This window comes from Algoriphagus locisalis, from assembly GCF_900116615.1.
GTDB lineage: Bacteria > Bacteroidota > Bacteroidia > Cytophagales > Cyclobacteriaceae > Algoriphagus > Algoriphagus locisalis.
The window spans coordinates 659,249-683,665 of record NZ_FPBF01000003.1; the positions used below are offsets into that span (position 1 = coordinate 659,249).

The 24,417-nt window shown below is 41.0% G+C and carries 17 protein-coding genes; 10 read left to right on the plus strand and 7 right to left on the minus strand.

Going from position 1 to position 24,417, the window contains the following annotated elements:
• Nucleotides 1–277: 277 nt before the first annotated feature.
• Nucleotides 278–820 (minus strand): ATP-dependent protease subunit HslV, encoded by a 543-nt coding sequence (gene hslV, locus BM386_RS11810; RefSeq protein ID WP_091694195.1) that lies wholly within the window; start codon nt 818–820, stop codon nt 278–280.
• A 92-nt stretch (nt 821–912) separates the two neighbouring features.
• Nucleotides 913–2,565, minus strand: a complete 1,653-nt coding sequence (locus BM386_RS11815) for a pyruvate dehydrogenase complex dihydrolipoamide acetyltransferase (RefSeq protein ID WP_091694198.1) — start codon at nt 2,563–2,565, stop codon at nt 913–915.
• Nucleotides 2,566–2,686: 121 nt separating this feature from the next.
• On the opposite strand from BM386_RS11815, the gene BM386_RS11820 reads away from it, so the two are divergent.
• The 6 genes from BM386_RS11820 to BM386_RS23470 all read left to right on the plus strand — a co-directional run bounded on the left by BM386_RS11820 (nt 2,687) and on the right by BM386_RS23470 (nt 8,095).
• The gene (locus BM386_RS11820; protein WP_091694200.1) at nt 2,687–3,646 is read left to right on the plus strand and encodes a YheT family hydrolase; all 960 of its coding nucleotides are present in this window, start codon (nt 2,687–2,689) and stop codon (nt 3,644–3,646) included.
• Nucleotides 3,647–3,675: 29 nt separating this feature from the next.
• Nucleotides 3,676–4,374: an SOS response-associated peptidase gene (locus BM386_RS11825; protein ID WP_091694209.1), complete on the plus strand. Its 699-nt coding sequence runs from the start codon at nt 3,676–3,678 to the stop codon at nt 4,372–4,374.
• Between the two features lie 84 nt (nt 4,375–4,458).
• Nucleotides 4,459–5,457: a 3-oxoacyl-ACP synthase III family protein gene (locus BM386_RS11830; RefSeq protein ID WP_091694214.1), complete on the plus strand. Its 999-nt coding sequence runs from the start codon at nt 4,459–4,461 to the stop codon at nt 5,455–5,457.
• The gene (locus BM386_RS11835; protein ID WP_091694219.1) at nt 5,458–6,021 is read left to right on the plus strand and encodes a hypothetical protein; all 564 of its coding nucleotides are present in this window, start codon (nt 5,458–5,460) and stop codon (nt 6,019–6,021) included. It begins immediately after the preceding gene.
• Nucleotides 6,022–6,319: 298 nt separating this feature from the next.
• Complete coding sequence (locus BM386_RS11840; protein WP_091694223.1) at nt 6,320–7,888, plus strand: toxin-antitoxin system YwqK family antitoxin; 1,569 nt, start codon at nt 6,320–6,322, stop codon at nt 7,886–7,888.
• Nucleotides 7,889–7,933: 45 nt separating this feature from the next.
• A complete protein-coding gene (locus BM386_RS23470) occupies nt 7,934–8,095 on the plus strand; it encodes a Lacal_2735 family protein (protein ID WP_139235896.1) in 162 nt (53 codons plus the stop codon).
• A gap of 192 nt (nt 8,096–8,287) precedes the next feature.
• On the opposite strand, the gene BM386_RS11845 is transcribed toward BM386_RS23470, so the two are convergent.
• A complete protein-coding gene (locus tag BM386_RS11845; RefSeq protein ID WP_091694227.1) occupies nt 8,288–8,809 on the minus strand; it encodes a cupin domain-containing protein in 522 nt (173 codons plus the stop codon).
• A 217-nt stretch (nt 8,810–9,026) separates the two neighbouring features.
• On the opposite strand from BM386_RS11845, the gene BM386_RS11850 reads away from it, so the two are divergent.
• The 4 genes from BM386_RS11850 to BM386_RS11865 are packed head-to-tail and all read left to right on the plus strand — an operon-like array spanning nt 9,027 to nt 16,385.
• Nucleotides 9,027–10,265 carry an ROK family transcriptional regulator gene (locus BM386_RS11850; protein WP_091694230.1) on the plus strand — a complete coding sequence of 413 codons (1,239 nt, stop codon included), beginning with the start codon at nt 9,027–9,029 and terminating at the stop codon, nt 10,263–10,265.
• 31 nt (nt 10,266–10,296) lie between these two features.
• Entirely contained in the window at nt 10,297–13,584 is a 3,288-nt protein-coding gene (locus tag BM386_RS11855) for a VCBS repeat-containing protein (protein WP_091694232.1), read from the plus strand.
• A complete protein-coding gene (locus BM386_RS11860; RefSeq protein ID WP_091694235.1) occupies nt 13,581–14,915 on the plus strand; it encodes a vanadium-dependent haloperoxidase in 1,335 nt (444 codons plus the stop codon). Before BM386_RS11855 ends, BM386_RS11860 begins: the two co-directional genes overlap by 4 nt.
• A 27-nt stretch (nt 14,916–14,942) precedes the next feature.
• The gene (locus BM386_RS11865; protein WP_091694238.1) at nt 14,943–16,385 is read left to right on the plus strand and encodes a sulfatase family protein; all 1,443 of its coding nucleotides are present in this window, start codon (nt 14,943–14,945) and stop codon (nt 16,383–16,385) included.
• A 16-nt stretch (nt 16,386–16,401) separates the two neighbouring features.
• Here BM386_RS11865 and BM386_RS11870 read toward each other — a convergent pair whose 3' ends face one another.
• The 4 genes from BM386_RS11870 to BM386_RS11885 form a co-directional block, all read right to left on the minus strand.
• Nucleotides 16,402–18,258, minus strand: coding sequence for an FAD-dependent oxidoreductase (locus BM386_RS11870; protein WP_091694241.1), 1,857 nt, complete (start codon nt 18,256–18,258; stop codon nt 16,402–16,404).
• 13 nt (nt 18,259–18,271) lie between these two features.
• Nucleotides 18,272–19,120: an ROK family protein gene (locus BM386_RS11875; RefSeq protein ID WP_091694243.1), complete on the minus strand. Its 849-nt coding sequence runs from the start codon at nt 19,118–19,120 to the stop codon at nt 18,272–18,274.
• A gap of 115 nt (nt 19,121–19,235) precedes the next feature.
• Entirely contained in the window at nt 19,236–20,804 is a 1,569-nt protein-coding gene (locus BM386_RS11880) for a SusD/RagB family nutrient-binding outer membrane lipoprotein (RefSeq protein ID WP_091694523.1), read from the minus strand.
• A gap of 31 nt (nt 20,805–20,835) precedes the next feature.
• Nucleotides 20,836–23,961, minus strand: coding sequence for a SusC/RagA family TonB-linked outer membrane protein (locus tag BM386_RS11885; RefSeq protein WP_091694247.1), 3,126 nt, complete (start codon nt 23,959–23,961; stop codon nt 20,836–20,838).
• Nucleotides 23,962–24,417: the final 456 nt, after the last annotated feature.

The window sequence follows — 24,417 nt, forward strand, 5'->3', positions numbered from 1 at the left end:
ACTACTCAGTAACAGACAAGAGACACAACAGGTTTAGAAAAAATGAAAAACATTTGTGGAAGCACTGCTTAAAAATGGTCTGCGAGACAGACAACATTAAAGGCGCTGTTCGAGATTTGTAATCTCGAACTTCTATAGTGGGATTTGTAATCCCTCTGAATCAGAAAAGAAATAATCTCAAACTGCTTTTACTTTGACAACTACGTGCCCTCCGCGGCTAAAAAATAAAAAAACCGAAGTTATTAGCTTCGGTTTGCAGTGGTTTAATTACTAGGAATTAGCTTGAGACTTTTTCGATCACCAAGTTATGATTCGTATAAATACAGATATCAGCAGCGATATTTAGACTTTCTCTCACCATTTCTTCAGCACTAAGATGTGGTGCAAACTGCTTCATTGCTCTGGCGGCTGACTGGGCATACATGCTTCCTGATCCAATTGTGGCTATTTCCATATCAGGTTCGATCACATCTCCATTTCCGGAAATAATCAAAATATCATCTTTATCCGCCACGATCATCATCGCTTCCAGCTTAGAAAGCATGCGATCGGTTCTCCACTCTTTAGCTAACTCAACGGCTGAGCGCTTCATGTTATTACCAAATGCACCTAGCTTTTCCTCAAATTTTTCTAAAAGTGTAAACGCGTCTGCAGTCGATCCCGCAAAACCTGTCACGATCTTGCCACCCTGCAAAACTCTCAATTTCTTTACACTGCTCTTTGCTACTGTATTTCCTAAAGTCGCTTGACCATCTGCTCCTATTACTACCTCTCCATTATGTCTGATCGCAACTACGGTTGTTGATTTTATCTTAGTCATGTGCTTGGTTATTGTGTGCTGGATACTTACCAATAAACGTACAAAAAGCAAAAAGTCCTGAAATCAGGACTTTTTGGCAGTTTTTAATATTCTTAAACCAGTATTCTTACTGGATCTTCGAGTAAGCTTTTCAAAGTAATCAGGAACGCAGCTCCTACAGAACCATCCACAACTCTGTGGTCACAAGATAAAGTCACCTTCATCACATTACCGACTTGCATCTGGCCATCTTTTACTACTACCGTTTCCTTTATACCACCAACTGCTAGGATACATGCATCCGGTGGGTTGATGATTGCGGTGAATTCGTCCACTCCGAACATTCCCAAGTTGGAGATAGTGAAGGTATTTCCTTCCCAATCTTTAGGCTGAAGCTCTTTGTTTTTAGCTTTTCCTCCTAGGCTTTTGGCCTGGGTAGAAATCTGAGAAAGTGAAAGGCTATCAGTAAATCTGATCACCGGAACCAAAAGTCCCTCATCCACAGCTACTGCCATTCCGATATGGATATGGTCATTGTATCTGATCTTATCTCCCAGCCAGCTTGAGTTCACTTTAGGATGCTGACGCAAAGCAGCCGCAGTTGCCTTGATCACCATATCGTTAAACGAAATCTTCACCGGAGCGATTTCATTCATGCTTTTTCTGGCTTCAATCGCCTTGTCCATGTTGATTTCCATGGTCACGTAGAAGTGTGGCGCGCCAAACTTGCTTTCTGCAAGTCTCTTCGCAATCACTTTTCTCATCTGAGAAACCTTCTCTTCTTTGAAGCTCTCTACGCCTAGACCTGGAGCTGCAGTTCCTACAGCCTCACCTCCTTGTGGAGCAGCAGCAGGAACAAAGTTCTCAACGTCCCTCTTTACAACTCTTCCGCCTTCACCAGAACCACTTACCGTACGGATATCTATTCCCTTATCTTCAGCCATTTTCTTAGCCAAAGGAGATGCTTTCAATCTATCGCCATCCGCAGTAGTCGTAGGTGCGCTACTTGCAGCTGGTGCAGAAGAAGCTTTAGGTGCTTCCTCTTTTTTCTCCTCTTTCGCAGGTTCTGATTTCTCTTCTGCAGGAGCTTCAGAAGATTCTGATTTTTGAGCTTTCAAAAGTGTTTCGAAATCTGCTCCCTTTTCACCGATGACAGCGATCACCCCATCAACAGGAACTGAATCCCCAGCTTCAACTCCTATATATAATAAGGTTCCGTCGTCATAAGACTCCAGTTCCATAGTAGCTTTATCAGTTTCCACCTCAGCGATGATCTCACCGGATTTCACATCATCACCAACTTTCTTCAACCACGATGCAATCGTTCCCTCTTGCATGGTATCAGACATCTTTGGCATAGTGATCACGATGGCATTAATGCCTGAGGTGTCAATTTTCTCTTCTGAAGATTCAGATTTGGCTGGTTCAGCCTTTTTCTCTTCTTCTTTCTTCTCTTCCTTAGGAGTTTCTTCCTTGCTATCTGATTTCGGAGCATCACCACCTTCAAGTAGGTGTTGGTAATCCTCACCTTTCTCTCCGATCACAGCGATCACACCGTTCACAGGCACTGCATCTTTTTCTTTAACTCCAATATATAAAAGCACACCCTCGTCGTAGGATTCAAGCTCCATAGTTGCTTTGTCGGTCTCTACTTCAGCCAGGATATCACCTGGTTTCACTGAATCTCCAACTTTCTTCAACCATGCAGCAATCACACCTTCTTCCATGGTGTCGCTCATTTTAGGCATTCTTATTATTTCGGCCATAGGTTATTCCGCGCTAATTCGTTTTTAAAGTGTCCAAAAATAGTTTTTATAATGGCTTTATTCAAATTTAAAACTAGTAATTTCCCCAAGCATTTCAGCCCTTAAACCCTATCCCCCTGATATGCCCCTTTTAGAAAACTACTCCTACACCAGACCCAAGTGGCTGTTTAACGGACACTTAGAAACTATTTACCCTTCACTTTTCAGGAAAGTTGTAGCCCCTAATCCAGTTAAAGAGAGAATTTTAACAACTGATGGAGATTTTCTTGATTTGGATTGGTATCGCCAGGGAAAAGCCAAACTTGTCATTATTAGCCATGGTTTGGAAGGAAACAGCACTCGATCCTACATGCTTGGAATGGTGAATTCTTTTTTGAAAAAAGAGTATGATGTACTCACCTGGAACTTTAGAAGTTGCAGCGCTGAGATGAACAAACAAGTGATTTTCTATCATTCAGGAGCTACTTACGATCTTGATTTAGTGGTGCAGCATGTTTATGATGCTTATGAAGAAATCAATTTGGTTGGATTTAGCTTGGGTGGAAATCTGACGCTAAAATATCTGGGAGAAAAAGGAAATAGCCTTTCTAAAATACATCGTGGTGTAGCCATTTCTGTTCCTTTACACTTAGGAAGTTCATCCAGAAAAATCTCTGAAACCGAAAACACTTTATATTCTAAGCGCTTTTTGCGAAGCCTGAAAAAGAAAGTAATCGATAAATCTGCTGCTCATCCGGGTCAAATCCCAGTAGAAACTCTAAGAAATATTAAAACTTTGGCTGATTTTGACGATTTTTTTACTGGGCCTCTTCACGGCTTTGCAGATGCTGAGGAATACTATGAAGTCAATTCTTCTTTGTATTTTCTCGATCAGATAAAAGTCCCAACATTGGTCTTAAATGCTCAAAATGACCCTTTTCTGAGTGAAAAATGCTTTCCAACAAAACTTGCCAAAACACTGGATCAGGTCTATTTCGAATTCCCTAAGCATGGTGGGCATGTAGGTTTCAGTCCGGCAAATTCACAAAAACCTTATTATTCCGAACAGCGGGCAGTTGAATTTATAAGCGCTGTTATCTAACTTCCTGCCAATTACAGCGATATAAAATTATGTGTGGACGATATTCCCTTAGCAAGAGTAAAGAAGAACTTGAAGAGCGCTTTCAGGCGGAAATGATGTCAGACCTGAAACCTAGATATAATATTGCTCCCACACAGCTTGTACCTGTAATCACTTCTCAGAGCCCTAAAGGATTTTCCTTTTTCTACTGGGGAATCACTCCTGATTTTGGCAAGAATAGACCGGTATCTCAGAAGCTCATCAATGCAAAAGCGGAGACAGTGAATGAGAAAATCTCTTTCAAAACTGCTTTCAGACAGCGTAGATGTATTATTCCAGCAGATGGATTCTATGAATGGAAGCGACTAGGTAAAAAAACTTCCGTTCCGTATAGATTTACCTTACGGGAAGATGAGCTATTTTCTTTTGCAGGAATATGGGAAGAATACGAATCTGTAAACGGAGAAACCCAGCACACATTTTTAGTCTTAACTACCACTCCAAATTCAGTGGTTTCTGGCGTTCACGACCGTATGCCGGTTATTTTTGATAGAAATGCAGAGAAAAAGTGGTTGGACAAATATACCGAGGAAGATGAGCTTCTGACCTTATTAAAACCCTATTCAGCTGATTCTATGCTGGGCTTTACGGTCTCACCTTTAGTTAATTCTGTACAGAATGACAGTCCTGCAGTAATGCGCAAAACCTCTCCCATGGATCAGCATGGAAATTACACGCTTTTTGGTTAATTCTACCGCTTATCTTAGTCGTCTTTGCTAGAGTAAATTGATCTAGCGATATTGTCAGTCAATTTAAAGAAAACCCAAATTGACATGCAAAAATCCAGGATTCTAGGAGTTGGTCATTATGTACCGGAAAGAAGTGTGACCAATCACGAGCTCTCTGAGATGATGAACACAAATAATGAGTGGATCGTCGAAAGGACTGGAATAGAATCCAGACATTGGTTTACCCCGGGAGTTGATACCGTCACCAGCATGTCCAAACATGCTTCGGAAATGGCGATGGAAAGAGCAGGAGTTAAGCCTGAAGAGATAGATTTCATAGTTTTTGCCACCATCACTCCTGACTATTTTATTCCTGGAAATGGCGTTTTACTACAGCGTGAATTAGGCATGGGGACTATCGGCGCATTGGATATTAGAAATGCTTGCTCTGGATTTATTTACGCACTATCCATTGCAGATCAGTTTATCAAAACTGGCATGTACAAGAAAATACTCGTCGTCGGAGCTGAGATCCAATCTTCAGCTTTAGACAAAAGTGACGAAGGCCGCTCCAGCTCTGTCATTTTTGCGGATGGCGCAGGCGCTGCTATACTTGGAGCCACTGAATCTGATCAACCTGGAATACTTTCTACCCACCTTCACGCTCAAGGAGAACATGCAGAAGAGTTGTATTGCAAAGATCCTGGAAGTAGCCGTGAGGTCAGGATTTCTCCAGAACTGATAGAATCTGGCAGTTTCTTTCTGAAAATGAACGGCAATGCGGTTTTCAAACATGCTGTTGTTCGTTTCATGGAAGTAATAAAAGAGGCACTTGAAGCTAATCAACTGGAACAATCAGCCATAGACTTGCTAGTCCCACATCAGGCGAACCTTCGTATTAGTCAATACATCCAAAAGCAACTTGGACTTCCTGATGAAAAAGTATTTAACAATATTATGACTAAAGGAAACACTACTGCTGCTACGATTCCGATCGCACTTAGTGAAGCCTGGGAAAATGGTAAAATCAAGGAAGGTGACCTGATTTGCCTGGCAGCTTTTGGTTCAGGCTTTACTTGGGCTTCCGCATTACTTCAGTGGTAAATGGCAGAGGAATCCAATTCTTTAGACCTTAATCTCTGGCTGAACCGGGAAATCATCCCACGCCAAAACAGGCTAAAAGCTAAATTCTGGAATATCCTTTCTGATGTAGGAAATGAAATAGACTTGGAGGCTCTTCTTGAAATTCACCCCAAGAGTCGCGGATTGAAGCTTTCCAAAGGAAATGACCTTTTGGGCTATCCATATCAGGTTTTGGATTTGATTCGTGATTTTAGCCCGAATGATGGATTGAATATTCGTGTTTTAAACTGGTTTGGTCACGGACTTTTCCTTTTTGTTCTTATTGGTAAAAATCATTCTAAGGCTCCCTTAATTGAATTAACCCAACAAAACTGGCAATTTGATTTATCAGAATCGCCTTGGGATTATCCTGAAATCATTCTGAAAGGAGCGTCGAGTAATTTACCCACTTTAAATGAAGTGGAAAATTCACCTTTTTATCAGTGGCATAAGGTTATAGAAATCAGTTCGGCAACTGAAATAAAGACCAAAATATTGGATGAACTAATAAATCTAAATCAGATACTTTCAGAAAAAATGGGATAAAGCTGGAATTAACTTATTTTTAAACAGGAATCAAATTCCTCCGTAAACTAATCAGATTATCCTTTTTGAAAGATTTCAACTAACCCGTGAAATCTAGACGAAATAAAAACTTTATGAAATCGAGCATAACTAAAAAGTCACACACTGGCATGAGTATAATCGCTGCGAGATTCCATATAGCCTTTAAAGATCAATTATAAACATATGAAATCGAGCATGACCCAAAGCGACACACAGAGGTATGATTATAATGCTTGCGAAGATTCCATGTGGCCATTAAAAATCAAATTATAAACACATGAAATATATTCTTATAGCCTTCATACTTCTCAGCACTCCCCTATTTGGCCAGGAAAGTTCAATGGTTCGGCAATACAATTCCGACTCAACACTAATGGCAGCAGGCGTAATAACCAATTCTTTGCGCGAAGGGTTATGGAAGTATTACAATCCAAAAACGAATACTTTACTTACTGAAGGAACATTTAGAAATGGGGTTCGGGAAGGCACTTGGAGTAGTTTTTATCCAGATGGCAAAAGAAAGGTGGTAGCAGAATATAAAGACGGGATACTTTTTGGCCCTTCTAAAATATATGATGCTGACGGGGCCCTCAAGAAAGAAATGGTTTTTCAAGATTCCGTCATTGTAGGCAAGTACATAGAATATTTCGGAAGAACCGGAGTGCCAGAGTACATAGATGCCACTCAAGTATCACTGGAAGGACAATATGAAAACAGTAAAAAAGTAGGTCAGTGGGTTGAATACTATAACTTCGGTGAGGTTGCCACTCGTGAATTTTATGTAAATGGAGTTAAGGAAGGACCATTCTTAGAATATGATCCCGATGGTGAATTGATTACTGAAGCAGTCTATAAGAACGGGGAATTAGAAGGAGCTTATAAAAGACTCACCTATCCTAATCTAGTTGTAGAAGAGGGAAATTATAAAAACGGCAAAAAAATTGGCGAATGGACCCGTTATTTTCCCGGCACAAAAACAATAGAATCAGAGGAATACTATGATGAAAATGGCAACCGGGTAGGTACTTGGAAATATTACTATGAAAACAAACGGCTGGCAAGAATCGAAAAATATGAGAATGGTATTGCAGTAGGCACCTGGGAAGAATATTTTCCTACCAAAGAAATCGCCAAACGTAAAACTTATGATCTAGGAGTTCCTGTCGGTGACTACGTAGAATACCACAGTTCTGGTCAAATCTCAGTTTCCGGACAATACAGCAATGGGATGAAGACCGGCATTTGGAAAAATTTCTTCCCAGATGGTGAGATCTATTCCATAGGAGAATATAGAAATGACTTAAAAACAGGACTATGGAAATACTTCAATAAGATAGGAATTCTCGTAGCGGAAGGAGAATACAGCTTAGGACTGGAGGATGGACAATGGGTGTACTACTATGACGGCGGGCAACTAAAATCTGTCGGTAGCTATAATATTGGTTTTGAAAATGGAATCTGGGGCCTTTTTTACGACAACAAACAGTTGACCCAGGAGGAATTCTGGGACAATGGTCGTCTGATGAATGTAAGCGAATACAACAGTTATGACGGAAGTTCTACTTTGGACAAAGGCACTTTAAAAGACGGAAACGGAACCCGAATCACCTATTATGTAAATGCCAAAAAAGAATCAGAAGGTAATTATGTTTCGGGTAAGGCTGATGGCACTTGGATTTTCTACCATGAAAATGGAAGGAAAGCTTCCGAAGGTCAAATGAAAGATGGAAAAAAAGAAGGACCTTGGAGATACTATAATCCCGCAGGTCGCTTGGAAGATTTGATCAATTATAAGGCAGATCAAATCCAGGAAGAATCACTCTCCGACGTGCTTATTTTTAATTAATTCGTAACAATACCGTTAGGCTATTTGTTGAAATAGAAAAAGCAAATGTTCGGACTATTCAAAAAGAAATCAGAGAAAGAAAAGCTGCAGGAAGCCTACACCAAAAAATTAAGTGAGGTACACAAGGCATCACAGATCAATCGCAAGGAAGCTGATCGATTGGCAGCAGAAGCTGAGGAGATAGCTAAAAAGATAGAAAAGCTATAAAAGGCTTTTCGACCGCGATCTTGCACTTTTTAAATGTAAAATTTTGTATTTCAAATATTTACATTTAAATTCAATCACTATTTAAACTAGTCCTGTAGGATTTTTTTTAACTATTAGAATGTTTAAGGGTGATTGAGCTACGGACGACAAACTTTAAGCTTTTTAAGCTCGGATTAATTTCCGAGCTTTTTTTTATTTTCTAGCGTAATCATCCTCTACCCTAACTATATCTTCTTCATTAGAAGGGTATTCCGGATCTACATGCATCCAGATTTCCGCCACTATTCCCCACGAATCCAACCCCACCAATCTGTGTCGTTCACCTTGTGCCAAGGAAATGGTTTTGCCAGCTTCCATTTTCTTTAACTCTCCTAATTCATCTGTCTCACTTCTGACTATTCCTGCTTCTCCATCGATGAGCTTCCATAGTTCTGCCCTTCGGAAATGATATTGCCAAGAAAGGCGGGCTCCAGGTGCAACCAATAAAAATTTTGGGCTTAATTTCTGAGATAGTTGAGTCTCAGACAGATCTATCTCTTCGAAAAACATTGCAGCAAATTCACGGATTTGGGCTTCGTCTAATACTAAAAAACCTCCCCATGGTCTTGTATCATCTTTGACCTTAATCCTAAAGCCTTTTTCTTTCAAAAAATCCTCTACTTTTTGAAATACCTCATTTTCATTTAGTTGACCGGTACTTTGTAATAAATCCATGTAAATCTTAAAAGGTGAAAGTCAAAATTAACCAAATCATTCTAAAAAAGAATTATTCGAAATCCCACTTACATTTGAAATCTTTTGTAAAAAATCTCATCCCTGTACTCAGGAATTAGACGATATGATTTCAAATTTTATCATGTTATCTTATTTTTTTAATAAAGTGCTTTTTTGAAAATCAAAAATTGCCGTAATTCAGGCATAACTTAGACCTATGCACCTAATAAATCCTCAAGAGATCATCCAAAAAATGGATGGAGTGGTAGAAATCAAAAGCTACCTAAATAAGATTAAGATTATTAAAAACCTCTATACAAAGGGTGCAAATACTGCCAGTGAAATATGCGCTGAAGTTGGGATCTCCCTACCCACCGTCAATTCACTCTTAGGTGACTTGATCTCTAGTGGGGAAGTAATCAAACAAGGACGAGCTGAATCACAGGGTGGACGTAAGCCGGATCTATACAGGTTGGCTCCTGATGCATTCTACGTGCTATCTGTAGATCTTTCTAAGTTCAATATGAACTTGGCGCTTTACTCTTGTAACCAAACCCTGACCACAAAAAAGGAAAGTCACAGGATCAACTTAGACAACGAAAAGGAAACGTTTGAGCGAATCTGCACACTCATTGAAGCTTACCTGGAGAAGACAGGTATTCCAGCTCATAAAGTAATTGCCATGGGCTTTTCTATGCCTGGATTGACAGATTCTATCGGTGGCGTGAACTATACTTATTTGCGATATGGAGAAAAAACACTTCTGGAAAATCTAGAATCCAGATTTTCTAAGAAAATTTTCTTGGAAAATGATGCCCGTGCCATGACGCTCGCGGAGTATAAATTTGCGACAGACCATAGCTATAAGAATGTTCTTGGACTATTTATTGGCTGGGGCATTGGATTGGGGATTATTATTGATGGAAAATTGTATCAAGGAGCTTCAGGATTTGCAGGAGAGTTCAGCCATTCCCCGATCTTTGAGTCCAGAGACGTAACCTGCATTTGCGGCAAAAAAGGTTGTTTGGAAGCAGTGGCTTCTGGCACAGCAATCGTAAAAATGGCTGAGGAAGCAATTAAGTTGGACAAAGACAGCATTTTAGCGCGAATGGCCAGAACTCAGGAAGGTGATATTATGCCAAATCTTGTGGTAGATGCGGCTTTATCCGGTGACCAAAGAGCAATCACAATCCTGTCAGAGGCAGGACTTGACCTCGGTAGAGGAATCTCCATGCTTATACAGGTCTTAAACCCTGAACTTATAATAATCGGTGGATCAGTTGCCGAAGCAAATCAATACTTAATCACTCCAATTCAACAAGCTTTGAATATTTACAGCATGGCCAAATCTCGTGAGAAGTCCAAAATCGCCCTCTATCAATTAGGTGAAGATGTAGGCCTTTTGGGTGGAGTTGCCGTCGTAAACGAAAAACTATTCGAAGATGTAATCAATTGATTGGAGCTAAACTTCGAAGTTGTAAATACTTATGAATTTCCTTAACAAATCAAGGACAGTCTTATTACTGACTTTAGGGTCATTCATATTTCTCACCAGAACACCCCCTAGCCGAGCTCAGACTTCTTCACCAAAATTTGAAAAAATCTCCAATAAAAAATCTGGAGTCACTTTCAAGAATCAACTGAAAGAAGATGAAAAGAATAATATCCTCCGCTACGAATACTTTTACAACGGCGGTGGGGTAGCCATCGGCGACTTGGATAATGATGGCCTGGAAGACCTCTTTTTCACAGCAAATATGTCTTCCAATAAAGTTTACCGAAATCTTGGTAACTGGAAATTCGAGGATAAAACAAAATCGGCAGGAGTCGGAGGAAAAGATGTCTGGACCACTGGTGTCAGTATGGCTGATGTAAATGGAGATGGTCTTTTGGATATTTACGTTTGCTATTCAGGAAAAGGAAGTCCAGCTGCCAGAGGAAATGAACTATGGATAAATCAAGGTGATTTTACATTTACCGATAAGGCAGAAGCTTATGGTTTAGCAGATAAGTCTAACAGTACCCAAGCCTTATTTTTTGATTTTGACAAGGATGGGGATCTTGACATGTATTTGCTGAATCACCACATTGAAGTAATCAATGAACTTGAATTTAGTGAGGTCAAAACAATCAGACACCCCTATGCCGGAGACAAGCTTTATAGAAATGATAATGGGGAATTCATTGATATCAGTGAACAGGCGGGCATTAAAGGCTCAGCTTTGGGATTTGGACTAGGCATTGTTTCATCTGACATCAATCAAGACGGCTGGCCAGATATTCTAGTCACCAACGATTATATAGAACCTGATTACCTCTACATCAATAATGGCGACGGGACTTTTACAGATCGAATGACGGATTACTTTCAGCACATTTCTCATTTCTCTATGGGAGCTGATATTTCGGATGTAAATAATGATGGCAAACCGGACATCTATACCTTAGACATGCTTCCTGAGGACAATGAGCGTCAAAAGCTACTCTACGGCCCAGAAAATTACGAGCAATATGCCTTAATGATTAAAGAAGGTTTTTACCACCAAAGCATGAGAAATATGCTCCAACTTAATCAAGGAAATGGACTTTTCTCTGAAGTAGGGCAGCTTTCCAACATTTCCAACAGTGACTGGAGCTGGTCTGCCTTGTTTTTTGACGCAACAAATAATGGTAAAAAAGATCTTTTCATCACCAATGGCTACTACAGAGATTACACAAATCGGGACTTTCTAAAGTATAAGGGGGATTACTATTTTAAGCAGGCTGTGGCCAATGAGAAAGCGGACACCCTTCATCTGGTCACTACCATGACCTCCACTCCTATTCATAATTACATGTTTGAAAACACCGGATCCCTAAACTTTACTGATCGATCGTTGGATTGGGGGTTTGGTGAAAAGGGGTTTTCCAGTGGTGCAGCATATGCTGATTTGGATAATGACGGGGATCTAGACTTAGTCGTAAATAACCTAAATGACCAAGCGTCTATTTACGAAAATGTAAGTGCTGCTAAGAATTGGTTACAAATCACACTAAAAGAAAACTCTTTAAATACCTACGCCGTCGGAGCGAAGGTGGAAGTATTTACAGGTGATGAAAACCTAACCTTAGAGGAGCATCCCGTTAGAGGGTTTCAATCTTCTGTAAGCCCAAGGCTGCAATTTGGATTAGGGGAGATTTCCACCATTCCTTCCATTCAAGTTATATGGCCTGATGGCTCGACACAATTCCTCGAAAATATTACAGCCAATCAGCACATTACTATTGAAAAAGAAAGTTCTGAAAGAACTCAAGCCACAGGAAAACCTTCTCCTATATTGAGTAAGAGTGATTTTGCCCCAAAATACAATCCAGAACCAAATCAATACAATGACTTCAAGCGTCAGCCACTGATGCTCACAATGCCTAGCTACATCAGTCCGTTTTTATCCCAAGGAGACTTAAATGGAGACGGAAACCCAGAGTTATTTATCGGTGGGACAAAAGGGCAGGCAGGAAAAATAATGTCCTATGAGAATGGAACTTGGAAGGACTATTCTGGTTTCCGGTCGTCAAATGAATTCACTGATGCCGTTGCTGTTTTCGAAGATTTCAATGGCGATGGAATGGAAGATCTTTTCATCGGAAGTGGTGGTTACCATGATTACCTAAGCTCAGATGAATCACTTCAGGACAGGCTTTATCTGAATGATGGACAAGGCAGATTGACCCGTCAATCTTCATTTCCAGCTTATACCTTTAGTACTGGTACTGCCCAGGCTTTTGATGCAAACGGAGATGGTCACTTGGATCTTTTTGTAGGTGCCAGACTGATTCCTGGCCGATATCCAATGGTGCCTGCCAGCAAATTGCTCGTCAATGATGGAAAAGGAAACTTCAGCGATAAGACTGAAGAATACCTCCCGAACGGAGGAAAACTAGGATTAATCACATCCTCAGAATTAATTGATATGAATTCCGACGGAAAGATGGATTTGATTCTGGCAGGTGAATTTATGCCAATTACAGTTTTGATCAACTCAGGTTCTGGATTTGAAAATAAGACGAATTCTTACCTTCCAACAACACTTTCTGGCTGGTGGAACACACTAGCTAAAGCCGACCTAGACGGGGATGGGGATATGGATCTGATAGCTGGCAACTTTGGCCTGAATTCTCAATTTGAAGTAAATGAGAATAAAAAGCTCCGGCTATATGCGGCAGATTTTGACCAAAACGGATCAATCGACCCAATACTAGAATGTTTCGTCGGGGACAAAATGTACCCTTACCCAAGCCGGGATGAATTACTAGATCAAATGGCAAGCATGCGGAGTAGATTCACCGATTATGCGTCTTACTCGAAAGCGACCATGGCTGATCTTTTTACAGTTCAGGAGTTAGAAAAGTCTCAGATTCTGGAAGCAAACATCTTAGAATCAGTAGTTTTAGAAAATACCGGCAACGGGTTTGAAGTCAAATCACTCCCAAGAATCGCCCAATCATTCCCTGTCTTCAGCATTTTACCAATCGACCTGAATCAAGATGGTAATATGGACCTGATTTTAGGAGGTAATCAGACTTACACGCGGATACGTATTGGGTTAATGGATGCTGGTTTGGGCTTGGTCCTAATCGGCGATGGCAAAGGAAATTTCACTCCACTAAGTCCCGCAGAATCAGGTTTAGCCATCAAAGGGGACATAAAGTCTATTTTGCCAATTCAAACTTCCTTTGGAACCCATCTCCTTTTTGGAATCAACCAGAAACCTTTGGAAAGCTATACCATCAGATGAACCGATATTTACAATCATCCTTTGCTATTCTAATTGTCACATGCTTGGTGATGAATGTATCCTTGGCTAAGCCAAAGGAAATCAACTGGCCAAAAGTCTATACACAGCAACTCTTTCACATCACTGAAGTAATGGTGACTGATGTGGCTAGCCCTCCTGTTGCAGCAAGAATATATGCCTATTCTACGCTTGCTACTTACCTGATTTCCAAAGAAGCAGGTATGGGATTTGAGCATCAGGACATTTTAGGTCAAACGTATCTGGCAGGTCAAAATTGGGATGTAGAAAATCCAGGGCTTAGTTCGCCTGAATTTGCTGCAATTTATGCCATGCTGAAAGTCGGTGAAGCCATTATGCCATCAGGCTATTTATTAAAAGAAAAGCAGCAAGATTGGATTAACACCGCTTTAAAAGCAAAAATCATCAACAAGAAATCACTCCAAGTACACCTAGACTATGCCTCCTTGATTGCCAAAAAAGTGATGGAAGTCGCTAAAAAAGATGGCTACCTTCAACTTTCCACCTTGACCCGCTATACTCCCCAACAAGGAGAGGGCTTTTGGTACCCTACCCCTCCAGCCTATATCGCTGCGGTAGAACCCGAATGGAAAACTATCAAGCCCTTTTTCATTCAAAATCTGAATGAGTATGAGCCTGCTCCAATGGCACCTTTTGATATGACGGAAGGCAGCTCATTTCATACCCAATTGATGGAAGTTTATACTACGACCAATGAATTAGGCGAAGAAAAAAAATTGATCGCCAACTTCTGGGACTGCAATCCTTTCAAAGTCCAGTTTTCAGGACATATGGCTATAGGAGTGAAGAAAATATCCCCAGGAGGACATTGGATCGGAATCACGGGGATTGCTGCGCAAAAAGCAGCGCTTTCATTTGCAGAAACTGCCTATATCCATGCACTGGTAGGAATGACCCTTCATGATGCATTTATTTCCTGCTGGAAAGCAAAATATGAAACGGATAGAATCCGCCCCGAAACTGTGATCAATCAGCAACTGGATCAACGCTGGAGACCATTATTACAAACCCCGCCTTTCCCAGAATACACATCAGGACATTCTGTGATAAGTAGAGCTTCTGCGGTGGTTTTGACGGGCTATTTCGGAGATAATTTCGACTTTATCGATAGCTCAGAAACCTATTTTGGCTTGCCAGAAAGACCTTTCCCTTCCTTTCTTTACGCATCTGAAGAGGCTGCTATTTCCAGGCTTTATGGAGGCATTCACTTTCGTGATGCGATTGAGGAAGGCGTCAAACAAGGGGAGAAAATTGGGAATATGGTCTGGACTAAAGTTGGGACTAAAAAATAGATTGAAACAACAGAAAACATATAAAACATGCGTTTCCAAAGCACTAGGTATCTTTTTTCTTCACTTATACTTTTGATTTTCTTCACCTCTTGTGAAGCAAATAAAGAAGAAAAAGTAACAGAGGAGAGCCCTCGGAAACCTAATATCGTCTTAATTTTTGCTGACGATATGGGCTATGGCGATTTGGGAGTGTATGGCGCTACCGAGTGGAAAACTCCGAATCTTGATCAGCTCGCCGCAGATGGTGTCAGGTTCACAAACTTCTATGTTCCTCACGCAGTTTGCTCCGCATCTAGAGCGGCGCTTCTCACAGGAACATACGCCAATAGATTGGAGATTTTTGGAGCGCTAGACCACACTGCAACCCATGGATTGAATCCTGAAGAAACTACCATTGCGGAGATGCTGAAAGCCAATGGTTACGCAACCGGCATGGTGGGCAAGTGGCATTTGGGACACCTCGCCCCTTTTCTACCAACTGAACAGGGATTTGACTCCTATTATGGTCTTCCCTATTCCAATGATATGTGGCCTCATCACCCCGAGGCCAAAGATTACTACCCGCCTCTGCCACTTTATAGAAATACAGCTGTGATCGACACGCTCGATGACCAAAGCATGCTGACCACAAATTACACCGAAGAAGCACTTGCTTTCATTGAAAAGAGTAAAGACAAGCCTTTCTTCCTGTATTTGGCACATAGCATGACGCATGTCCCTCTTTTTGTATCGGATAAGTTTAAAGGGAAATCCCAGCAAGGACTCTATGGAGATGTCATGATGGAAGTGGACTGGTCCGTAGGAGAAGTACGAAAAAAGCTGAAAGAATTAGGATTGGCAGAGAACACGATCATCATATTCACCTCAGATAATGGACCCTGGCTTTCGTATGGAGGTCATGCGGGATTGACCGGTGGACTTAAAGAAGGTAAAGGAACGTCTTGGGATGGAGGTATTCGCGAACCGGGGATATTTGTTTGGCCTGGACATTTTCCATCAGGTCAAGTTATAAACGAAGCCGCTATGACAATTGACATTTTACCCACTCTGGCTGAGATCAGTGGAGCAGCTTTGCCTGCATTGAAGATTGATGGAAGAAGCATACGCCCCTTATTGGAAGGAAAAGAAATGGAAGACAAAGCTTATTATGCCTACTACAATAAGAATGAACTTCAAGCGGTAATTTATGGAAGTTGGAAGTTGGTGTTTCCTCATACTTACCGCACTATTCCTGAAGGAACTGAGATGAGAAATGACGGAATACCTGTGAAATATAAAATGGCCAACCTGGAAAAGGCACAACTTTTTGACCTGTCAAAAGACCCTAACGAAAACACTGATTTGTCTGAAAACAACCCTGAAATACTCACTAAGCTAAATCAGTTAGCGGATGAAGCCAGAGCGGATTTAGGTGATGCATTGACAGAATCAGAAGGAACAGCACTGAGAAAGCACGGGAGAATGGATTAAGCTTAAATACAAGGAGTTAGTAATCCCCATTCCAATCAACTTCTTTCGAAAAAGGATCCAAAAGTTCATCTAACAAAACCGAAACTTGCTCTCTGCTCAGCTTGCTTTCAATAATAAATTCTCCAGCTAAGCCATGCTTTTCCCAAGCCTGAGCAATTTCCTTGAAGGATATATCCTGCTTGATCAGCTCAAGTATTTTCTGAAATCTCTGCCCAGTCAGACAATCACCAGAAGCTCCCCAAAAATCTTTTAGCACAGGAAATAGTGGTCGCAAACCATCTACCAATTCATATTCTGTAACTAGTCGCTCAGGATAAAACCATGTTTGATTTGCCCATAAATACGGAACTCCTTCTCCTTTAAAAATGCCGGTAGCTCCAATTTTCTGCATTGCCTCGAAATTTGTATCACTAGGTTTCATATCGATGAACGGCATGAGGTAAGCATTTTGAGTTAACAGCTTTTCCTGAACCCTCCTTATTGAAACACCCTTGAGGTTTTTATTTTCTTTGATTGCAACAGATGCCAATACTCCAGCGGCTTGCCCTATACCCAAAACTACAGGTTGTAGTCGCGTTGCCCCATTGACAATATTAGAAACGGAGATACTTTTTTCAGCAAGAATTAAGGCTGGATGTTCCTTTGGGATCAGAGAACCCAGTGGAATAGTATAAGAAGGCACACGAATCTTTATAAACTCAATTGCCGGGGCATTTGGATTCTTTTTGTGATGGTGATCAATGGTGTAATCGCCCACCACAACGCCGGACCTATACAAGGGTTTAGGAGCCTCATATGGAGTCCTGACATAAGGCAAGGTGAAATCAACCAAACCATAGTATCTTCTTGATTCCCTGTGATAGGGGATCATCGGAAGATCATCTGAGGTGGGGTACTCGTCCTCAGCTATTCCCAAATTCTTATAGCCAAGCTCATTTTGGATATAATAGGTAAACCTGAGACTCGCCTGCTTTGCCTCCTCCAAGGCGACTTTCCGCTCTTCAGGATTCATTTCTACGATGTTCAGGTAATAATCATTCCCACAGTTTGGCCAATTGATCATGTATTTTCCATTGGGAAGCTTTCCATAACTGAGCATTTTATCACAGTCCAATGTTGGGTCTTTGTCTGAAATAGGATCAGCATGGGCACAGGCGCAGGCAAATTCAGCTGGATCATAATCCGTTGGTTTTTGAATCGTTTTATCTATCCCCTTTCCATAATCCTGCAGGGTAACAACATAGGTAAGATCCTGGATTATGTCATTCCTTTCTGCTGGCGCAAAGCTTTCACCAATCTCATCTCTTGCATCCATTCCGAGGCGATACGGCAATCCTTGAGATGCAGCTACGTCTCCGAGTTCTGTGGCATCAATTAGCATGGGAGCTTCAACCTCCATTGGCCTTCCATTCTGGAGATAGCTAACGGTCCAAGTAGAATTGGAGTAGTAGGCGGCTTTCCATTCACTTTCGAAAGAGACAGTCAACTCGCTCACCGACTTAGCCATATCCTGAAGAATCTGATTAGCTACTTTGGGTTCAAAAAGTGTATTGCTCACCCAACCGGTTGAAAGCTTATCTGAACCTCCGTAATATTTCTCTAGTTTTGCTCTGAATTCTCCCCAAACACCTGAGGGTAAGCGGTGATTTCCATCTATAGCCGAAACTCCAGCTGAAGTCAGCATTCCTCCGAGCCATGGAGTTGGCTCAATGATCAATGTTTTAGTCCCTAGCCTGCCTGCGGAAATACCCGCTGAAGTCCCACTTGCACCTCCTCCTATGATGATGAGATCATACTTTTCCTGTGGAAAAGCAGGTAGTAAAACAAGTATAAACAGGCCTATAAAAATTGCATAAAACTTAATTGTATTCATAATAATAAAGTAACTAAACGAATGATAAACATGCGCCAATCAATGCTGATTTTTCGCCCAAAACCGACCTTTTGATGATGACAGGGTAGCCCATTCTTTCCAGATAGGCTTGCGTTGTAGGTAAATAATGATCACTTGCTAAACTTACTTTCCCTCCCAAAACAACTCCTTCAGAATGTAAGCGAATCAAATACGGAAATAAAAACTCTCCCAAAGTCTTTCCAAACGTCGCAAAGATTTGTTTGGAAACGCCTGAATCAAATCCCTTATTGAGCAAATCTTTTACGCCTGAAATCTTTATCCCAAATTGCCCAAAAGCATACTTCACAAACCAGGATGTGCCCAAATAATCCTCTGCTATTCCATCACGAAAAGGCGCTGTCCATAGCTTCGCATCTTTCACAACCTCCTGCACTTTGATCGCCGATCCAAGTCCAGTTCCCAAGGTGAGCCCAATCGAGTTTTGAAAGTCTTTGCCAGCCCCAGCATAACTTTCTCCTTTCAAAAAAGCCTCGGCATCATTTGTAAATTCTATCTGAGCGGAAGATATGCCAAGACTTGATACGAGTAAATCCTTGATAGAAAGTTGATAAAGAGAAGCCATTTTCCCTTGATCTTTTATCAGAGAAACGCCCTTCTCATAGTTGAATGGGCCAGGCATAGCTATTCCTACTTGAATATCCTTTGAATCACCTGCCGCCTGCAAAATCACTTTTGACCATGCGCTTACAATGGCATTTTGTTCCCCAAATGTATTCACATCCGCTTCATGAAAATGATGAAAAACAGCATTTCCTTCTTTCAACTCTACCTGAGCAGCTGAGATATGAGAACCTCCAATATCAACTCCTATTAATTTCATTGTATAATTAGGACTATAAACGAATTCAAAAATCTAATGTAAGAGAAAAAGAAAGAGGCTTCGAACTTAATCGAAACCTCTTTCAAAAAACTGATACTTATTCAAGGATTAGAAATTAATTTCCTCCGTCCCACCATACTCTGGTAGCAAATTCATCACCACCCATTCGCGCCTTCACTGCTGCGTAATTCTCAGGATTAGCACCTATCTCAGATTCCCAGAATCTCAATCTCCTTGGAATAAAGTTGCCTTCAAATGCATTTGGATCCTGCGTAGGAGTCAGCTCAGGATAACCTGTTCTTCTCCAGTTAGCCCAAGACTCTAAGTCATTCAGGTACGTTGCTGCCCAGAATTCTTCGCCGATTAGCTTCAACTTATCCTCTTGGGATGCTGCCGAAAAACCACGTCCGTCTATGTAACTTTGGATATCTGCAGCGCTGGTCGCAAAACTGGCATCAAACATTGCCCAAGAATTTATTGCCGCAGCTACACCATTAGCGAAGAAAGTACCAGCATCACCTGAAATCCAACCTTTCAATGCTGCTTCTGCCTTCATCAATTCTACCTCTGCATAAGACTGCAAATAGTAAGGATCTTCCCAATCCAAATACTTCAGATTTAGCATAGAAAAGTTCTGCTGAACTATAGTAAATCCATCCAGTGTCCCTGGAGGAACAGCCGCCACAAGATTTGTAGCATTATAACCGTTAGGGAGACCTATTTGATCTTCAGGGTTAGTGTTCCAAGTAGATGCATCTTCAGGATTACCAACGCCGCCAGATAGAATCATCAGGCGTGGGTCATCGTTAGCTTTCATCCAGTCAATGAATGTTTCGGACAATTTACAGTCTCTGGAGTATTTGTACGTATTCCAATAGCCATCATTCAAGCCATTTCTGTTTACACCCTGTGGACCTGCAGCATAAGTGATCATCGCTGCGTCCTCATTAGAAGTAAATCCGCCGCTGTTGAAAGCTTCAGTGAATACCTCCTGAGCTTTGGCAGGAGCCACATTACTCATTCTCAGCGCCATTCTCATTAATAAAGAGTTAGCAAACTTTCTCCACTTTGATAGGTCACCATTATATACAAAATCCTGGATTCCTAAAGGTCGTGCTGAATCTGAGAACTTATCTCTGGCAGCTTTCAAATCAGCAATCATCAGGTCATATACCTCTTCCTGAGCCTGGTAAGTAGGGAACCAGTTTTCTTCACTTTCCAAACCATATCCAGCCTGAGTGTAAGGTATATCACCGTACATATCAGTCATTCTGTGTAGATCAAATACCCTTAGAATAGTTGCTGCAGCATTTACATTGGCTTCATTTGGATCATCATTGGTCTCTGAGATCACCTGGCTGAATAGTCTGATCACGTCAGTGAAATGTCTTTCCATATAGGCGCCACTATAGCCGGCATTATAGAAATACTTATCTCCACTGAAGTAACTAGCTGTAGATGCGGTATGCTGAATCATTGTAGCAGCATAGAGCATGTTTGCACGTGTATTTTCATATTCTCCACCGATACGAAGGGTACCGAGAGAAAATAGATATTGCATATCGATAGACTCGACAGCATTGTCATTTACGTTCAGATCCAATAAATCTTGCTCATTACAGGAAGTAGTTCCTAGCAATGCAACAGCCATCATTACGCCTGAAATTTTATTAAATATCTTCATCATTTCTGTGTTTAAATTTGAGCCGTATGGATTAGAAATTTGCAGATAGATTGAAACCAAAGCTTCTATTTGCAGGAACAGAGAAATATTCCAAGCCTTGTGAGTTGCCTGAAGTACTGTATGCTGCTTCAGGATCGATGTTTGGCACATTAGACCATAGCAATGCTAGGTTCCTTCCCACTACAGACAATGATAAAGACTGGAATGGTGTCTTTGAGATGAAAGAAGAAGGGAATGTATATCCAAAGGAAAACTCTCGCAACTTGGCAAATGATGCATCGTAAACTACATTTTCGGTCACTCTGGAATACTGTTGCCAGTAGTTATCAATCAGATATCTGGTAGGTTCTGAAGGATCTGCTGGAATAGTTACGTTAAGTGGCGCACCTTCCGCATTAACTCCAGAAACTGACAATGAACCGTCTCTGCCTTCTAGCGTATGCTCATGAAGTCCTAGCTGATATGCGAAGTAATTTGTACCAGACATCATGGAACCTCCTGCTCTGAAATCAATCAGGAACATTAAACGGAAACCTTTATAAGAAAATGTGTTTGTCAATCCACCTGAGATAGGATGACGACCTTCCGCTATAGTTTCATACCCGTCAGTAGTAACTGGATATCCATTGGCATCATAAACTGGCTGCCCATTGATCATGCGATGTTTGAAACCAGCAATTACCCCTAACGGCTCACCAACAACATGTCTGATTCGCTCTCTTTGAGCTCTTGATTCATCCAAATTAATAAATTCAATTGGGTCACCCGCTGCATTGGTTCCTAGACTAAGCACCTCAGAAATATTGTGCGCGTAGTTGAATGAAACATCCCATCTGAAATCACCGATAAATGGTGCTACGTTCAGGAGAACTTCCACGCCTTTATTAGATAATTCTCCAATATTGACTGTAGTCGTACCAAAACCTGAAAGTGCAGAGATACCAGTATTAAGAATATCATCATTCGTCCGTCTGTTGTAGTACGCTAGGTCCAACCCAATTCTATTTTCCCAGAATCTAAGGTCTGTACCGATTTCCCATTCAGTTGAAAGGTATGGTCCAAGGTTTGAGTTTGGAATAGAACCGTTGTTGATCTGCCCTAAATTTGCCCCTAGGTGACCTGCACCTACTAATCCATAAGTAAGGTTAAGTGCATAAGGGTCTGGTGCACCACCGCCTACTTGTGCGACTCCACCTCGTACTTTGATAAATGTAAAGAAGTCCGGTAAGGTAATCATATCAGATATCACCGCACTAAGGCCTACCGAAGGATAGAAAATCTTGCTATTCTCTGGAGAAAGTGTAGAGAATTGATCTTGTCTTCCAGTGACGTTTAAAAACACTACATTTTTATAACCGACATTGGCAGAGCCATAAATTGAATTTATCCCAAATTCAGAAAAACCATATCCAAAAGTTGGAGCAGCGACGTTGGTAACAGAAGCAAAGAATGGCACCACCAGGTCATTTCCTCCACCAGATTTACTTTCGATAGTTCTACGAAGTGTACTACCACCCAAAAATGCATCTACATCAAAATCTCCGAAAGACTTGTTGAATCCAAGCATTACATCTGCATTGTTTTCTCTGGAACTTCTAGCAGATGTATTGTAACTACCTCTTGGCTTAAATGCTGTCCCGTAAGCTTCGTAAGAATCTTCCTGTCTGGTCTGAAAATCAGTACCAAATCTACCTTGCAAAAACAACCAATCAGTAAAATCATAACGAAGAGACATATTACCAAATACACGATCAGTTTGATCCTGTCTTTGCCACTGATATGCTGCCCAGTATGGGTTTGTCTGGAATGTGTTGCTTTGATACCTAAGCTCATTTCCATCAGGCAAAGCACCTGGATTATTAGGATCACCTTTGATCACATCTAACGGAATATTACCTGGCTTCACCACCATCGAAAAGTTTGCATTTCCTGGGGAATCAGATAGACGTGGTCTATTTTCGGCATCTTGCTTAGAATACTGTCCTGATACAGCTAATGTAAATTTACCCTGCTGGCTGTTTACGTTGATACTGGCTACATTTCTCTTATATCCAGCGCTTGGCAAAACATCTTTGTTATCTAGATTGGAAAATGAGAATCTATAGTTTGTATTCTCACTTCCTCCGAATAGAGCAATCGAATTGTTCCAGGTGCTTCCATTTCTATAAAAGTCATTGAAATCTTCACCTAGGTAAGAATATGGTCTTTGCACGTTGTCAAACTGAATAGAATTAGCTCCATCATAAACTGAACCCCATCCGTTAGTCGCAGTATTTATTGCCTGGTCTTGAGACGTTGGTCTCAACCCATCCTGACCTGGACCATAGGTTCGTTGGAATTCAGTGCGATCAACCACTTGGTCTATTGTGAAATTAGAGTTAAAACTCACTCCAATACCTTTTCTGGTGCTTCCTTTTTTTGTGGTTATCATGATCACACCATTTGCAGCTCTTGCTCCATAAAGTGCAGCTGCAGTATTTCCTTTTAGCACGGTCATGCTTTCTATATCGTCAGCATTGATGGAAGACAATCCATCGCCTGCGTCACTACCACCCCACATACCTGCATTTCCTAAGTTGCCTGACTCGATAGGCACTCCATTAACAACATAAAGTGGCTGATCTGCTCCTGTCAAAGAAGAGCCTCCTCGGATTACTACTCTAGTAGAACCTGCTGCACCTGTTGAAGGCGGTGTCACATTAACCCCAGCTATTTTACCAGTAAGCGCATTTCCTAGATTTACTGCACGGGATTCAGTGAATTTATCACCCGACAGCTGCGTAACAGAATAACCCAGTGCTTTTTTGTCACGCTCCATACCGAAGGCAGTGACAACCACTTCACTTAGGTCAGAGGCGTCTTCATCCAAAGCCACATTTAATTCAGTTTGATTGCCCACAGTAAACTCCTGGGAAGTGAAACCAATAAATGAAAACACCAGAACTGTATTTTCATTTACATTGATGGAATATTCTCCATCTGCGTTAGTCGTGGTACCCGCCTTGGTTTCTTTATCCAAAATAGTAACACCAGGTAGGGGTAACCCATCAGAAGTTGCAGTCACAACTCCCTTCAAGATCCGCTGCTGGGCATTTGCTGAGACCGATAGTCCCACAATCATAGCCAGCACGAATGCAATTGATAGAATTTTTTTCATAGTTTGAAAATGGTTGTTTGAAATAATTTGTTTTCACTGATCGTGCACCTTTACGATCCTCTGTGCACTGGAGGACCTTTCATTTACAGTAATTTAGTTTGGTTTGATAATAAAATTATTTTAATAAAGCCTAGTCAAGTTTTTTGATCAGGTTCATCATATACAGTTCTTAAAGCTAAAAAAAACAAGTATCTATCAAAAACTTTATGTTATTTTTTCTTTAAATAAGGCCTGACTTAGCAAAAAAAATATGTAAAGTCATAAAAATCGAATTAATTTGAGCCAATGCCCTAATTATTTTAGGTGTTTTTCAAGGTAGATCGTAAAAGTTTTTAATTATGTAGCTCATAATCTTAAAACCCCTATTTAATATTAATTAAATAGTTTTAAATCCCCTGATTATCCAATATGCAGTGATAATCCTTTATATTTTCTCCCGCAAAAATCAGATACAGT

Excerpts from the sequence above, each read along its gene's own strand:
- hslV (WP_091694195.1), bottom strand. The coding sequence starts at position 820 with ATGACTAAGATAAAATCAACAACCGTAGTTGCGATCAGACATAATGGA.
- BM386_RS11815 (WP_091694198.1), bottom strand. The coding sequence starts at position 2,565 with ATGGCCGAAATAATAAGAATGCCTAAAATGAGCGACACCATGGAAGAA.
- BM386_RS11850 (WP_091694230.1), top strand. The coding sequence starts at position 9,027 with ATGCACCTAATAAATCCTCAAGAGATCATCCAAAAAATGGATGGAGTG.
- BM386_RS11845 (WP_091694227.1), bottom strand. The coding sequence starts at position 8,809 with ATGGATTTATTACAAAGTACCGGTCAACTAAATGAAAATGAGGTATTT.
- BM386_RS11860 (WP_091694235.1), top strand. The coding sequence starts at position 13,581 with ATGAACCGATATTTACAATCATCCTTTGCTATTCTAATTGTCACATGC.
- BM386_RS11830 (WP_091694214.1), top strand. The coding sequence starts at position 4,459 with ATGCAAAAATCCAGGATTCTAGGAGTTGGTCATTATGTACCGGAAAGA.
- BM386_RS11840 (WP_091694223.1), top strand. The coding sequence starts at position 6,320 with ATGAAATATATTCTTATAGCCTTCATACTTCTCAGCACTCCCCTATTT.
- BM386_RS11880 (WP_091694523.1), bottom strand. The coding sequence starts at position 20,804 with ATGAAGATATTTAATAAAATTTCAGGCGTAATGATGGCTGTTGCATTG.
- BM386_RS11835 (WP_091694219.1), top strand. The coding sequence starts at position 5,458 with ATGGCAGAGGAATCCAATTCTTTAGACCTTAATCTCTGGCTGAACCGG.
- BM386_RS23470 (WP_139235896.1), top strand. The coding sequence starts at position 7,934 with ATGTTCGGACTATTCAAAAAGAAATCAGAGAAAGAAAAGCTGCAGGAA.
- BM386_RS11875 (WP_091694243.1), bottom strand. The coding sequence starts at position 19,120 with ATGAAATTAATAGGAGTTGATATTGGAGGTTCTCATATCTCAGCTGCT.
- BM386_RS11820 (WP_091694200.1), top strand. The coding sequence starts at position 2,687 with ATGCCCCTTTTAGAAAACTACTCCTACACCAGACCCAAGTGGCTGTTT.
- BM386_RS11825 (WP_091694209.1), top strand. The coding sequence starts at position 3,676 with ATGTGTGGACGATATTCCCTTAGCAAGAGTAAAGAAGAACTTGAAGAG.
- BM386_RS11885 (WP_091694247.1), bottom strand. The coding sequence starts at position 23,961 with ATGAAAAAAATTCTATCAATTGCATTCGTGCTGGCTATGATTGTGGGA.
- BM386_RS11855 (WP_091694232.1), top strand. The coding sequence starts at position 10,297 with ATGAATTTCCTTAACAAATCAAGGACAGTCTTATTACTGACTTTAGGG.
- BM386_RS11870 (WP_091694241.1), bottom strand. The coding sequence starts at position 18,258 with ATGAATACAATTAAGTTTTATGCAATTTTTATAGGCCTGTTTATACTT.
- BM386_RS11865 (WP_091694238.1), top strand. The coding sequence starts at position 14,943 with ATGCGTTTCCAAAGCACTAGGTATCTTTTTTCTTCACTTATACTTTTG.